Below are 13,920 nucleotides of genomic sequence, written 5' to 3' on the forward strand. Positions count from 1 at the left end.
GGACCTCCTGCCCGAACGTGGGCCGAAGGGGAGCTGGGAATGAGGCTGACGTGTGTTTTTGTCGCATAGTTTTCATTAGCGGCGTGAGTCATCAGAGAGTCAGAATCATCGAACGCGACCGCGAACGCCCCTGTTGCCCGCTCCATCCTTTCCGTACGAACATATTATCATATGCTTATGTATGCTCAAATACTGATTTCTTTACGTCCTGATAACTTAAAGAATAACAGCAAAGATATGACAGATGTCAAGGTCAAGACCGTCGAAAAAGCGGCGGCATTGCCATAATTACCCCTGATGACCTCAGTATAAATAGCGACGGTGAGCGTTTTAGTACCGCTAGTGTACAAAATAACGGACGAGCTTAACTCACTGATTACCGTAATCCAACTCATCAAGGCCCCGGAAATAACTCCCGGCAGCATCATCGGCAAGGTAACATCCGCAAAAGCTTTGAACTCCCCGGATCCCAAACTGATTGCCGCTTCTTCCATGCTTGGGCTGATCTGCGCTATAATCGCCGAACTTGAACGAATAGTGTAAGCCAACCGCCGCATCATTAAGCTGATGATTATAATTATTGCCGTGCCGCTAATCATGATCGGCGGCGCATTGAACGCGAAAATAAAAGAAATACCCAAAACTGAGCCTGGAATAATATACGGCAACATGGATATCGTATCCAAAGCCCCCGTCAACGCATTACGCTTCCGCTTAGCCATATATGCGACTAAAACACCGAAAACGATTATGAGAATTATCGCAGCCAAGCCAAACAAATAAGTGTTTCTTATAACATAAGCCTGCCCTGAGCCCAAAATATTTCGATAGCTTTGCAAAGAAAAACCGGGCAAAAACACCTGACCGCCGCGATTCTTCAAAAAAGAAGTGACGATAACGACAATCTGCGGCAAGATGGCGATAAAAGTCAGCAAGTACACGAACAAGTGAGTCACGCCATTCGAGATTCCGTGCAATTTACGTTGCTGAATCGGCCGCAAAGCCGTCATCGAATAGGAAAAAATGTTACCGGCAATCTTTTGAGCAATAAATATTACCCCGACAACAATAATTGCAATCACACACAAAGCTGCGGCAAAGCCATCATCGCCGCCGACCTCACTCATAAACGAGTTATAAATCAAAACCGGCATGGTTTTATAACCTTCACCAATGAGCATAGGCGTACCGAAATCGGCAAATACTCGAGCAAACACCAACAACGCTCCGGCTAACAAGCTGGGCATGACCAAGGGAACGATTACCGTAAAGAACCGTTTCAGGCCGCTACTTCCTAGACTTTCCGCCGCCTCACTGAGCGAACTGTCCATGTTTTTCATAGCCCCCGAAATGTACATGAACACTAGCGGGAATGACTGCATTGACATGACCAAAACGATGCCAGCGAACCCATAAATACCCCCGTAATGTATGTGAAAAGCACTGCTCAGCAAACGCGTAATTATCCCGTTACGCCCGAGCAACTGAATCCAAGCATAAGCCCCGATGAACGGCGGCGAAAGATAAGCGATGATGCAAAGAATGTTGATCAAACTGATATTCTTTATCTTATACATCCTTGTCAGATAAGCCATAGGCAAACCAATGAGCACAGAAATTATCGTAGCCGTCAACGTTACTTTAAAGCTGTGCAAAATATTCACCCAGTAGAACTTTTTGGCAAAAAAGCGCGCGAAGTTACTTAAGGTGACCTGCGCCGTCCCCTGATCGACAAAACTCTTGTAGAGAATCAAAACCAACGGATACAGCAAAAAAATCAGAAAAACAAGCAGAACTGCCAGAGAAACCCAGATCCAAACTCCACTTGTTCCTTTTTCACGCTTCTTCATGCTCTGCCTCCTCCGGTCCGCCAACCTTAAGCACGCAAGTTTCCATTACCACGCTCTTTTCGGTTACCGGATCAAAAACATTAATCTTGTCGCCTTTAATTTTCAAACTTAGATGTTCGCCTTTAACCAGACGCTGTCTGACGTCATTGCTCTGCAAAACATGTATGGCAGTACCGTTAAACAGTTCAATAGAATAGTGAATATTAAGACCCAAGAAAACACTGTCCCTGACCACTGCCGGGATTCCGTCAGCATCATCACTGAAGCAAAAATCTTCCGGACGGACGCACAATTTATACTTTTCGCCCTTCTTTAAGCCCGGCTGCAAAGATGGCACACTAAATTGGTAATCCCCTACCGCCAAAGTCGTCAGTCCGTTACGCTGTTCAACCAAAATGGCTTCAATATTATTGGTATTGCCGATAAAATTCGCTACGAACACATTGGCGGGGCGCCGATACAACATTTCCGGCGTGCCTGTCTGCTGAATTACACCTTTGTTCATGACGGCGATGCGATCGGAAATTGCCAAAGCTTCTTCCTGATCGTGAGTGACATAAACCGTTGTGATCCCTATCTCATCATGAATCTGCTTGATCGCCTCACGCATTTCGACCCGTAATTTCGCATCCAAATTTGACAAAGGTTCGTCCATCAACAAAACTTGCGGCTCAATAACAATCGCTCTGGCCAAAGCCACCCGCTGCTGCTGCCCACCCGAAAGTTGTTCCGGCTTGCGTGAGGCAAAATCGCTGATTTTAACTACCTCCAACATGTGATCAACCTTGCGCCTTATCTCTTCTTTCCCCAAATGACGATTTTTCAAGCCGTAAGCCACATTTTCACGCACGGTTAAATGAGGAAAAACCGCGTAGTTTTGAAAGACCATACCCATGTTGCGCTTACTTATCGGAATATCGTTAATCGGGCTTTGGTTAACCTCAATTACGCCGCCGTCAATTGTATTAAAGCCTATAATCATCCTCAGCAAAGTTGTTTTGCCGCAGCCGGAAGGGCCGAGTAACGTAAATAACTCACCCGCTTTAATTTCTTGAGACAAGCCGTTGATAACCCTAGTCTCTCCATAATTTTTACTGACATTTTTTATTGATATAGGAACACTCATTAACCCTTCTCCTTTGACTATATGAACGGAGGAGAGTGTCCTCTCCTCCGTTCAGCTGCTTCACTCTGCCGTCATTTTGCTTGCGAACGTCGTCTTACCACGCTGCGTTCCGCCCCGCGGTTAATTCATCGAATTTTCCAAATGTTCGGTGAATTTCTTGGTAATCTTATCTTTATTTTCAGAAACCCATTTTTCACTGTAGTTAGGTGCCGGAACAATATCTTTTTGCGGTGTCATATAATCCGCCAGTTTTACATTCTTACGCAATGGCCGTACGGTTAATTCCGCGCCAACTTTCGACTGAATTTCTTCCGACAACATGAAATCGACAAACTTTTTAGCATTTTCCATGTTTTTGGCACCTTTAATAATTTGTACCGATTCGCCGGGGAAAATAGCCCCTTCTTTCGGGAAAACAACTTTTACCGGGGCGCCGTTCTTTATGTAGTTGGCAGCCGGATCCTCCCAAGTAAGACCGACCGGGAATTCACCGTCCGCTACACCTTTGTGCAACTGACCGGAACTGCCGATAATTTTGCCATCAACGTTTTTCAAAAATTTGTCCACGAAATCCCAAGCTTTATCTGACATCGGGTCGCCATTGCCCATCGAATACAAAATTGCTACCAAAGACTGGAATGCCGAGCTAGAGTTCACCGGGTCACCGAAAGCGATTTTGCCCTTAAGTGCCGGATTGAGCAAGTCAGCCCAAGAATCCATCTTAATATCGCCGATCAGGTTTTTATTCACAATAAGAACGGTCGGATCGGAAAAAGCCGGGGTAAAGTAACCCGATTTATTACGGAAAGCTTCCTGCATATTCTTGTCTTCCGGCGAAACATATTTTTCAAACAAATCACGGTAAGGTGAAAGCATGGTTTCATCGGCAGCCCAAAGGACATCTCCCAGCGGATTATCTTTTTCGGACTCAACCCGTTTTTGCAGTTCCCCGGTACCGGCAACAACTGTTTCAACTTTAATCCCCGTTGAGGCCTCAAAGGCGTGAATAACCAAATTGTTCAAGCTTTCGCTACGGGCCGTGTACACGACAACCTTGCCTGCTTGTCCAGCCTTGGAATCGCTTTTCTCACCGGCACTCTTATCAGCGGCAGTTGTCTGTTCAGCCTTACTTGTCTCTGCTTTCGGATTTGCCGTTTCGGAGCCGCAACCGACAACCATTGTCAGTGTGGTAGCCACAGCCAATACTAATCCTAATATTTTTTTCATACATGCCTCCTTATATCGCGTAAATATTGAACTCATAATTATTTGTGCAACTTACCTTATTTCATCTCCAATATAGCAGCTATTATGCACAAAAGTAACATAATTTAGCGATTAAAATATCCGAAATACCGCACACTAGCCCGTCTGTCTTATCTTACGCAAAAAAAAAACGATGTCCCCTTCCTTTATAAGGTGCGGGGGCATCGTTTTGTAGCGCCGTATTGACTTTGTCGTCTAAGGCCGTGTTTTATACGGTATGTCTCAATCTTTTGTCGGTGCCTGCTTCTTTTGGCGGCGGACAACTACGCCTACCAGGATCAGGCCGGCCAAAGTCAGGAACACCGGCAAGATGGGCTGTGTCGTCGCTTCACCCGTCTTGGGCACGTCGGCCTGCGGCGTCACTTCACCTTGCGTTGAACTAAGCTTGGCCGTTTTCTTTGTCACTTCAGCCTGTTGGGAAGTGTCAGTACTGCCAGGCTGCTGTAGGATCACCGGTGGGAACAAGGTGCCATGATTTTGGCTCGGTTCTTCGCCCGGCTGCTGCGGAGTCGTTTTTTCCTTATCTTTTGTCGTTATGGTGTTGCCATCTTTTTTGACATACTTGCCGTCTTTATTTTTCACCAAAATTTCACCGTTAGTGTCTACTTTGAAAGTAACGCTTTCAGTTACTTCTTGCCTGCCATCCTTTTCGACAACCTTCACCAAGGTGTATGTTCCCGGTTTCAGATCAACGTTTTTGTCTTCTTTTCCCGGTTTCCAGCTTTCGCCTACGGTTGTGTTACCGTTTGGGTCTTCTCCTTCAACTATTTTTAGCGTTGTGTGCTCGCCCTTAGGGTCGTCTTCGCTGGTTTCTGCGTCTTTCGGGAAGGTTACCTTGTGTTTTCCGCCCGGCTGCTGCGGAGTCGTTTTTTCCTTATCTTTTGTCGTTATGGTTTTGTCATCTTTTTTGACAAAATCGCCATCTTTATTTTTTACCGAAATTTCACCGTTATTGTCTACTTTGAAAGTAACAGTTTCAGTTACATCTTTCCCGCCATCCTTTTTGACAACCTTCACCAAGGTGTATGTTCCCGGTTTCAGATCGGTAATTTTGTCTTCGGTTCCCGGGTTCCATGGATTTCCTACGGTTGTTTGGCCGTTCGGATCTTCACCTTCAACTATTTTCAACGTTGTGTTCTTACCATCTGGGTCATCTTCGCTGGTTTCTGCGCCTTTCGGGAAGGTAACCTTGTATTTTTTCCCCGGCTGCTGCGGATTTTCTCCGCCAGGCTGTTGCGGGTTTTCTCCACCCGGCTGCTTGGGCTTATCAAACATCACAACTTCAGCTTTATCCGCGGTAACAAATTTACCGTCCGCGCTCTTTATTGAAACTTTGCCGTTAGCATCCACTTTAAAAGTAATACTTTCAGCCACTTCGTAACCATTTGGCGCAGTCGTTTCTACCATCGTATAAACACCCGGTGCCAACCGTATTTTCTTACTGGAATTACTGGGAGTACCGGAAGTCCATTTTTCAACTAATTGCCCATTCTCGCTATATCCTTTGAGGACTTTTAGCTTAGCACCCGGCAGTTCGGCCGTACCGTTCACCGCCTTCTTTGATAGATTGACAAAGAAAGTGTTTTCCGGCTGCTTGGGCTTATCTATCATCGTTACAGTAGAGTCCCCCTGATTAACAAAATTGCCGTTTTCCCCGCGTACCGAAACTTTGCCCTTAGCATCCACTTTAAAAGTAATACTTTCAGCCACTTCATAACCATTTGGCGCAGTCGTTTCTACCATCATGTACTCGCCTTCCGGCAATTTAATCGTCTTAGCACCCTTGTCCTTGTCAGACGTCCATTCCGCAACTAATTTGCTGTATGGCTTTTGACCTTGTTTAGATACAATTTGCACTACTTGCAGCTTAGCCCCAGGCAGTTCATCCGTACCATTAACCGCCTTTTTCGACAGCGTAACGTCAGTTAATTTTGATCCAGTTGTTGTATCTTTTTCATCCGCCATGGTTATCGTTTTGTCAATGCTTGCCACGTATAGGCCTTTGGGATCAGTTCCTGAAACGGTGACTTTACCCTGATCATCAACTTTGAAATAAATATTTGCGGCTTTTTTATACCCCAAAGGAGGTTCTTGCTCGGAAAGTTTATAGTCACCGACGGGAAGTTCAACTTCATCCACTTTGCCTGTCGTTTGCCAGTCCGCATCCGGATACTTACTTGGAACATCCTGTTTATATATTTTTTCTATCATTAAATTCGCCCCAACAAGCAATTTATCGGGTTGATCTTTATCTACCTTTTTTACCTTAACCTTAATTTTAGGCGGATCTTTTTTTTCATTGGAAACTTCAAATACCCCATCCAAGACTTTTGTTATGACCGGCTCGTCATAGCCGTCTTTTTTCCATGGGTTACCAGTTGCATCAGTTTCCTTGACCGTATACTGCTTAATATCAGCCGAATTGTCTATTGGGAATTCTACACTAACTGCATTTTTTTCCAACTTTTTAGGGTCTGCAACTTTCGTGCCATTTTTATACAAAGTGAAATAGACATCATCCGGCACAGCGGTTGATTCGCCCATATTGAACCAGAATTTCCTCACCTTGACTACTTTAGGATTCGGTTGCTTCGTATTCGTTATAGTGCAATGTCTGCCGTCAAATCTTACCAGATTATCAGAAGTATATCCGGGCACTTCCCAGTGCTTCCATCCACCTTTGCCGTCCGGCATCACCTCTTCAACTTCCCAAATTCCCGAGTCAAGATTAAACTCGCCTTCAAACACCGCCTGATCCGCTTCGCTGTCTATTTTTTGGACTGCTTCCTTTTGCTTACCGGTGCCTGGATCAGTGACCATGACCGGTTTTCTATCGTTCAAAAGTCTGACATACGTATCCGGTTTTTTGTCCGTTGAATCTAGATTTATCCAAACCTTATTGACAGTAATGTCATTTTTCTTAAACCTGACCGTTCCCAAGGCTTGATAGCCTGCGCCTCTCTTGAATTCCGGCTTATAGAAACGATACTCAAGTTTGTCGTAAGGAACGGCAAAATTCCACAAATCCTGCCGCACAAGCTCCAGTGCTTTTTTCTGTTCATTAGAAAGATACTTATATTCAAAGTAATTTTGCGTCGGCGAAACAAGAAAACCGTCTGTATAACGCCAAATTTCAAGTTGAATTACCTGGTGAAAGGCATCACGAGCAGTACCAATTTCTTTACCCCAAACACGTTTAACAATTCCAGTTGGATCAGCCAAATAGATGTAAGTTAGGCGTGAAAATGTATCCCAGGCCAACTTTTTGTTGGCAATATGAGAAAACTTATGATTCTCAGCTAAAAGTTTATTATACATATCTTCATCAATATTCCGAACCATGCTGTATATTCCCTCAGCTTTACCCTCTTCTTTATACGTAGGAAATTTTTTCCCGTTAGCCAGGCAAAAGGCGTAGGAATCTGCATCAAGATTTTTCCCATCGGCAGTAACTGTTGCAAAACGATTATAATTTGGTTTATTTTCCCTTAAAGTTTTTTCGATGTATCCACTTGAATAATATCGATCATTTAAAGAAATTGATGTTACATCATTAGGAAACCCATTAAAATTATCTTCAGCCCTGACTGCACTCGGTAAAAGCACCACTCCACCCAAGATCACAGCTACTGTAACAACCGCGCTGAGCAACGCTCTACCACTTGCTAAAAACTTTTTAAAATGGCCTCGATTTCTCATCTCAAACTGTCCTCCTTTGGAGATGTATTTAACTGATTTGATTGATTCTATTTATTTTGCTAATCCTTGTCTCTATAATATCGATTGATTATAAGCGAACAATTTTTAAAGGTCTTGGAAAGATTACACACAAAAAAGCAAAAGTGTCCGAACCGCAACGCGATCTCGTATACTTTTGCTGATAAACTATAGGCAGCCGAAACTTACAGCTGTCTGTCTGTCTGTCTGTCTGTCTGTCTGTCTGTCTGTCTGTCTGTCAAAATCATGCCTGAAAAAGTCATATGCTGTCAACCTCTTCAAAAGAATTTCATTGACTTGATTTTAACATTTTTCTGCGGAAATAAAAGAGTTTTTTGTATATATTTTATTTAGTTAAACTTACATTTATCTTACAATTAAATTACAATTCATCCTAGTATCACTTTTCCTGTTTGAGGTGCTTCGTCTGGCGGCGGAGAACTACGCCTACCAGGCTCAGGCCGGCCAAAATCAGAACCCCCGGCAAGATGAGCTGTGTCATCGCTTCACCCGTCTTTGGCAAGTCGTCCTGCGGCGTCACCGTCGTTTCACCTCGCGCTGAACTAGGCTTGGCCGTTTTCTTTGTCACTTCAGCTTGTTTGGGAGCGGCATCACAGCCGGGCTGCTGTAGGATCACCGGGGGAAACGGGGTTCCATGAGTTTGGCTCGGTTCGCCGCCCGGATGTTGCGGATTAGGCTCCGGCTGCTGCGGGTTCGGCACAGGTTGAGGCTGAGGTGCGGGCGCAAAAATAGCAAACACGGTCATATCTCCTGTTACCACCGATTGAGCATCAAAGGCCGTACCCGCGCCATCTGCCGCCGTGTTCCATGCCTTAAAAACATAACCCGGCCGCACCGGATCAGCCGGCATCGCCTGACCAGCTACACTGCGATCCGAAATAGATTTATTTTTCTTTACTTTCACATAGTCCTTATTCGTACCGTTTACAAACGTAACCGTGCAAACTATACTCTTGGGCAATATGTTGTACGCATAATGCCATGTACCTACGTATCTATACTCGTTATTATACAAATCATAATGCATGGTCTGGCCTTCAATTTGGCCAGTCTTAGTCGCTATAAGTTTGCCGCTATTATCACGCGTGAAATACTTGGAGTTATTGATCGGCGTTACAACACCGTCCTCTTTAAAACCCTCCATTGTCATAACAGGATGCCGGCCACTTTCCTGCGTAACTTTAATCGGACGCACATAGCTTTCACCCAACTCAATATTGATTATACCCAATTCCTGGTTATTAAACGGAGCGGCACTAGGATCATCTTTTCTGCACAGAAATTTATACTTCCCTAAGTTATCTTTTACGACAATTTCGGCTATTTTATTAGCCTGAAAAGCTTTTTCACCGATTCCATCCAAGTAATAGTCGTCCGGATCGTTCGGGTTAAGCTTGCCTTTCCCGTCCAATACACCCTGAAAAACCACCTTTTCTATTTCGTTACTGAGGAAAGCTCCACTATGTATGGATATAACTTTTGGTGGAATAACTACCGTTCCTCGAATTTTATTCCAGCCAAAGGCACCGTACTCAATTACTTTTAATGACTGCGGTAAAGTAAGTTCTTCAATATACGGCTCGCCGGGAATGTATTCATTATTGCCTTGCAAATGCCCCGTAAATGCTACCTCGTGAATAATTTCAATGCCGTCTGGGATAACCAAATGCGGATTTTTCTTGAGTTTCTCGCGCCCTCTAGCATTAAGCCCGGGGATTATAATATTTTCTGTATGTGCCGGTTGGCCGTCCTTGGCCGGTACCTCTATATTCTTACGATAGCCGATTTGCTTGCCATCTTCTGTAATATTGAAATCTTCGCGTGTCCAGGTCAGGTCGTCTGCCCACACTTCCGTTGGCGCTACGTTCAGCAAAAATGCCGCCGTGGCAAGCCCTATTCCTACACTTAAAACAGCAGAAAGAGCGGATCTTAATCTAGCCTCGCCACACTTTATAAACTTTTCTAAATTCACTATGTTCACAATTGCCTTTTTAAAATTTTATTTACAAGGGCAAATTGTATAACAAAATTTATTTTCCTGCAAGATCGCTGTATAACAAAAGGCCAGCGCGAGACTAACCTCATGCATGGCCTTAGACGATTCTCCGTTTTTATTACCAGAATTTTTAAAGGTTCACTTAACAATCTTGACACTCCCCACAGCTAAAGCAATGGGGATTCTTGCTTCAACCACTACTGCATTGGCTGATACCATTCGATATCTCAATGTCTTACACAGTGTCCACAAGCTAGATTATACTGTTCCCGTATGCCCTACGGTGCAGTTGATATGTTCTATTGTTTTATGTTTACTATGCTGACTGCATTTTCAGTCCTTTATTCAGTATGTTGATACTTGCATTGGTATCCCTATCATGCTTTGTATGGCACTCCGGACACTCCCATTTACGAATTGCAAGATTCTTTACAATGGGATTTTTAAATCCACAACAGGAACATGTTTGGCTGCTTGGGTACATTGTAGGTACTTTTACAATATCATTCCCGTACCAAATAGATTTATAGGACAACATATCAAAAAACTTAGACCACGATGCAGAACCTATATGCTGTGCTAATTTGTGATTACGCATCATATTTTTTACTTTTAAATCCTCTATGCAGATAGTTTGGTTTTCACGAATCAGCATAGTAGATTGTTTTTGTAAAAAATCGTTTCTCTGATTAGTAATCTTTTCATGTAGTAACGCAACCTTAACACGCTGTTTATTGCGATTGGTTGAACCTTTTTCTTTGCGTGACAATTTCCGTTGTTCACGTATGAGCTTACGTATTGATTTTTCAAGGTATTTAGGGTTGTGTACCACATTTCCGTTACTGTCGGAATAGAACTCTTTAATACCCACATCAATGCCAATTTTGCCACCTTTATTACTCATTGGCTGTGGTTCAAATTTCACATTCAGAACAGCAAAATATTTATTCGTCGGTGTATGCTCAATGGTTACGTTATTGATTTTCTCAACTCCCATAGTTTGACGGATTTTCACCAATCCTAACTTGGGAAGTTTTATATATTTTCCCACAATGCGGATCTTATCGCCCTGATTGATTGTTCTGTAGGACTGGTGGTGATTATGTTTACTTTTAAATTTCGGATGGGATGCACGGTTCTGAAAGAAGTTTACAAAACCTCTGTCAAGGTCACGCAAAGACTGTTGCAAAGCAATAGAATCTACCGCTTTAGGAAATGCAAAATCATCACTTTTCTTTAAGTCTGTCAGCATTGCAGAAGTCTGTGAATAGCCAATTTTATTGCCATTCTGATACGTTTCATTACGCATGGCAAGACCCTTGTTGTAGATTAGTCTGCAACACCCTAAAGTCTGATTGATGATAGTTTGCTGTTCCTTATTCGGATAGATTCTAAATTTAACACCTTTTTGCATTAGCCTAATTTATCCTTTTGTCTACAGTGATGGCATTCTTGTTTTCAATGACGGATATTCACTTCTCAAAATTTATGCAACATTCATATATATATTATATGCCATTTTTTAAATCTAACACAAGAATATTTTGTTCCATCTTCAATTACTTGCGTAAATTCGATGGAAGTGTCTTAACAATCATAAAACTTGGTTCTTTCAAATCGCATTTTGTCAAAGGCAAATCTACTCGTTCTTTCTTGTAGGTGTCATATACAACTATTCGATCTCTTAGTAAGAAATGACAAATGCCATTTTTCATAGAAAAATATGGTGGTTTAGGCTGACCGGGAAGAGAATATGCATCTTGAAGTGAAAACACTTGTTCTTCACCGTTGGCCAAAGAAAGTATCGTAAACGAAAGGTCGCCCGGCTGGTAATAATCTCTCATTATGATCAATTTATTTCTCTCTGCATCAAACTTGATGAAACGCGGCATCGATTCTGACAGCTGATATCTCTTTAGCTCTTTTTCTTTTTCAATGTCAAAGCAAATTATTTCACGGCTCGGCACGATTTTATTATTGACAACCTTTTCAATAGACTTGGTGATGTATAACTTATGTTTCCCGTCATAAGCCATTCCCTGATAGCCGCTGTCGTTAAAATTCAAGTCTATATCTTTAATTAAATTAAAATTCCGGTCAAATTTAAAAAGATGATTTTCGAGGTAGTCAGTGGGCTTATTTTTGAAACCGTACATACCGGTCAAAACAAAAATGTTGTCGCCTACTGGTTGCATGGCAATGGGGAATTGCACAGCCTTATCACATTTAAACTCAAACTTTTCAACATCCGCTAAATCGTGGCTCAAGCGGTGAAAAATAATTTTACTATATGCATAAGGGGTGGAAAAATAAATATAACTGTCATCAATGCACAAGCTGAACATATCGTCATTTTTATCCAATTCAAATCTCTTCTGTGCTAATGTGGATGAATCAATCGTTACCATAGATACCCTATTGTTATCCGGAGATACGGAGCTTCTGGTCGCATAAGTATTGCCGAAATTTCTAAAAAACTCACGCCAATATCTTATATCTGAATCTTTTCGCTTCACCCGCTTGGTCAGCTCCAGCTGATTATTTTTGTCTTTTTTAAAGACATTTATCGAATCAAAATCATAGATTATGTAATCCGCGTCGGAAGTCTCAATGCCGTAATTTATTGCGTCGTCATGCTTTGACGGCCCGCTGTCCCCCAGCCTGATTGAACATGATGAAAGCATACAGATTATTACTAAGCTGGATACGATGCCACAGAAAAATTTTCTGTTCATTTTCCCTCCTTATTTTTAAAAAAGCTGAGCCGCTTCAATGATATTTAATTAATCCCAGATGTGATTATGTTTTTTCAATGAAGCGGCTATTTCACCATACAAGTTATAACAACTACCGATTTTTATATATCAAAGAAACTATATCCGGATTCAACAAATCATACGGCAAAATAAGGCCGGGAATCTTTCCTACAGCAAGATCAACACCGGTAGCATCTTTGTAAGCAGCATATACCAAATGGGAACAATAAAACTCATTACGATTATCCAGCATGACAGGGAATTTATATTTTTTATGCAAATGTTCTGCTGCCGATACTGCTGCCAGATGATCTTCTTGAACTGACGTACTATTCACCCCTACTTGCCATATCGTTCCGGTATATTTTTGCATCCAATCTCCATAAGCTACATGGACACCCTTATCTCGGTTAGCTTCAATTGTTGCATAATAGTACGGTTCCGCTGCAATTATTCCGGCATGCCCATGATCAACTTTAATTCCCGCAATTGTAGAAACCGAGTTTGTCACGCAAATTACACCATCACGCCAAGTCCACCCTGCAGGCACTCTTAAAGTTTTATCTTGGAGAGTTTTAAAATCGCCTAATTCCGGAGCAATTGAAATTCGCCTTAACAGTTCGGCATTCCACTGCTCAATTTGTTCATTTTTAACGTCCAAGTTTAGCTTTGAAATGGATTCTGCCATAACTGGTACAGCAAAAAGACCAATCAAAGGCAATACCATTATTAAAGTGCCAATAACTCCACTAAAATTAAATTTAAAACGGCTCATTTTCCCTCCTAATACTGTGAATGTTTTGTCGCAATTGAATTTGTACTTCTAAAATCATTATACTTTAATTAGTAATTATGTCAAGATAAATTTCAATTCTTCTTGTCTAATCCAAGAAAAAATTGAATGCAAACGATGTCTTTTGCCATCAAACTGAATGTATAAGCAATTCGTATAAATGCTGTTAAACCAGCTTATTTAGCAGTATTATATCCAAACGAGCATCTTTTCAGCGCAGATATTATCTGATCATCCGATATGGTTTAATGTTACTTTATTTCTAATTTATTTTAATAGAATTAAATAAATATATTGCGTATCTTCCACACAATTTTCATCAAAACTGTCTCTACTTTAAATGAAATTTGAAGTAATCAAAAGTCTTGTGCTATGCTTATATCGTTCACTCATCA

Annotated in this window: 8 protein-coding genes; all 8 read right to left on the bottom strand. The window is 42.0% G+C overall.

Annotated features, from left to right (window positions below; genetic code table 11):
- Positions 1-185 precede the first annotated feature (185 nt).
- The 8 genes from HMPREF0868_RS06715 to HMPREF0868_RS06750 all read right to left on the bottom strand — a co-directional run bounded on the left by HMPREF0868_RS06715 (position 186) and on the right by HMPREF0868_RS06750 (position 13,507).
- Positions 186-1,850, bottom strand: coding sequence for an ABC transporter permease (locus tag HMPREF0868_RS06715; RefSeq protein ID WP_012993978.1), 1,665 nt, complete (start codon positions 1,848-1,850; stop codon positions 186-188).
- Positions 1,837-2,976, bottom strand: a complete 1,140-nt coding sequence (locus tag HMPREF0868_RS06720; protein ID WP_012993979.1) for an ABC transporter ATP-binding protein — start codon at positions 2,974-2,976, stop codon at positions 1,837-1,839. The genes HMPREF0868_RS06715 and HMPREF0868_RS06720 overlap by 14 nt, the downstream gene beginning before the upstream one ends.
- Positions 2,977-3,096: 120 nt before the next feature.
- Entirely contained in the window at positions 3,097-4,203 is a 1,107-nt protein-coding gene (locus HMPREF0868_RS06725; RefSeq protein ID WP_012993980.1) for an ABC transporter substrate-binding protein, read from the bottom strand.
- A 261-nt stretch (positions 4,204-4,464) separates the two neighbouring features.
- On the bottom strand, positions 4,465-7,941 hold the full coding sequence (locus tag HMPREF0868_RS06730; protein WP_012993981.1) for a thioester-forming surface-anchored protein: 3,477 nt from the start codon (positions 7,939-7,941) through the stop codon (positions 4,465-4,467).
- Positions 7,942-8,359: 418 nt separating this feature from the next.
- Positions 8,360-9,961, bottom strand: coding sequence for an InlB B-repeat-containing protein (locus HMPREF0868_RS06735; RefSeq protein ID WP_049779019.1), 1,602 nt, complete (start codon positions 9,959-9,961; stop codon positions 8,360-8,362).
- Between the two features lie 331 nt (positions 9,962-10,292).
- Positions 10,293-11,390: an IS200/IS605 family element RNA-guided endonuclease TnpB gene (gene tnpB / locus HMPREF0868_RS06740; RefSeq protein WP_012993984.1), complete on the bottom strand. Its 1,098-nt coding sequence runs from the start codon at positions 11,388-11,390 to the stop codon at positions 10,293-10,295.
- 145 nt (positions 11,391-11,535) lie between these two features.
- Entirely contained in the window at positions 11,536-12,711 is a 1,176-nt protein-coding gene (locus HMPREF0868_RS06745; RefSeq protein WP_012993985.1) for a hypothetical protein, read from the bottom strand.
- A 112-nt stretch (positions 12,712-12,823) separates the two neighbouring features.
- The gene (locus tag HMPREF0868_RS06750) at positions 12,824-13,507 is read right to left on the bottom strand and encodes a YiiX/YebB-like N1pC/P60 family cysteine hydrolase (protein WP_012993986.1); all 684 of its coding nucleotides are present in this window, start codon (positions 13,505-13,507) and stop codon (positions 12,824-12,826) included.
- Positions 13,508-13,920 lie beyond the last annotated feature (413 nt).

Source organism: Mageeibacillus indolicus UPII9-5 (assembly GCF_000025225.2).
GTDB lineage: Bacteria > Bacillota > Clostridia > Saccharofermentanales > Fastidiosipilaceae > Mageeibacillus > Mageeibacillus indolicus.

Excerpts from the sequence above, each read along its gene's own strand:
- HMPREF0868_RS06715 (WP_012993978.1), bottom strand. The coding sequence starts at position 1,850 with ATGAAGAAGCGTGAAAAAGGAACAAGTGGAGTTTGGATCTGGGTTTCT.
- HMPREF0868_RS06720 (WP_012993979.1), bottom strand. The coding sequence starts at position 2,976 with ATGAGTGTTCCTATATCAATAAAAAATGTCAGTAAAAATTATGGAGAG.
- HMPREF0868_RS06725 (WP_012993980.1), bottom strand. The coding sequence starts at position 4,203 with ATGAAAAAAATATTAGGATTAGTATTGGCTGTGGCTACCACACTGACA.
- HMPREF0868_RS06730 (WP_012993981.1), bottom strand. The coding sequence starts at position 7,941 with ATGAGAAATCGAGGCCATTTTAAAAAGTTTTTAGCAAGTGGTAGAGCG.
- tnpB (WP_012993984.1), bottom strand. The coding sequence starts at position 11,390 with ATGCAAAAAGGTGTTAAATTTAGAATCTATCCGAATAAGGAACAGCAA.
- HMPREF0868_RS06745 (WP_012993985.1), bottom strand. The coding sequence starts at position 12,711 with ATGAACAGAAAATTTTTCTGTGGCATCGTATCCAGCTTAGTAATAATC.
- HMPREF0868_RS06750 (WP_012993986.1), bottom strand. The coding sequence starts at position 13,507 with ATGAGCCGTTTTAAATTTAATTTTAGTGGAGTTATTGGCACTTTAATA.